Here is an 825-nt window from a genome sequence, read left to right on the forward strand (position 1 = left end):
CGTTGAGGCATTGATCATTACCGAGCTGGAATCGACACTCGCTAGGAATTGACGACCTTTTGTATAGTTCTCGGTAACAATTGAGTCAGTATGGTGCGAACCGAACTCATTGATGTGCGCAATGGCTTCCTGCATACCCTCTACCACCTTAATAGATAATACCGGCGCAAGATATTCTGTCTGCCAATCTTCCAGCGTCGCATCCTTCGCAGCAAAACCCGCATTATTCAAGATTGTGCAAGTTTGCTCACAGCCACGTAGCTCAACCTCTTTTTCTGCATATAAAACTGCTAACTGGGGCAGAACCTCTTCAGCGACAGGCGCATCAACCAAAAGCGTTTCCATCGTATTGCAAGTGCCATAACGATGCGTTTTTGCATTCAATGAAATTGCCTTCGCCTTTTCAATATCCGCATCACGGTCGATAAACACGTGACATATACCGTCCAAGTGCTTAATTACTGTCACCTTAGCGTCTCGACTGATTCTCTCGATCAGACCTTTTCCGCCACGAGGCACGATCACATCGACATATTCTGGCATGGTGATCATTTCACCCACTGCCGCGCGATCTGTCGTTTCAATCACCTGAACAGCCGTTTCAGGCAAGCCAGCTTCAGACAAACCTATTGCGATACAGCTCGCGATGGCCTTGTTTGAATGAATAGCTTCTGAACCGCCACGAAGAATCGTTGCATTACCCGATTTAATACACAGGCTCGCCGCTTCAACCGTTACATTTGGTCTAGACTCATAGATAATCCCAATCACACCAAGCGGCACACGCATCTTGCCAACCTGAATACCGGAAGGCATATACTTGAG

General features: G+C 47.3%; 1 protein-coding gene. It reads right to left on the minus strand.

Annotated elements, in window-relative coordinates; translation table 11 throughout:
* A partial coding sequence (locus tag A3763_RS00475; protein WP_068759801.1) for a glutamate-5-semialdehyde dehydrogenase occupies nucleotides 1-825 on the minus strand: 825 nt, incomplete at both ends.

This window comes from Oleiphilus sp. HI0128 (genome assembly GCF_001635365.1).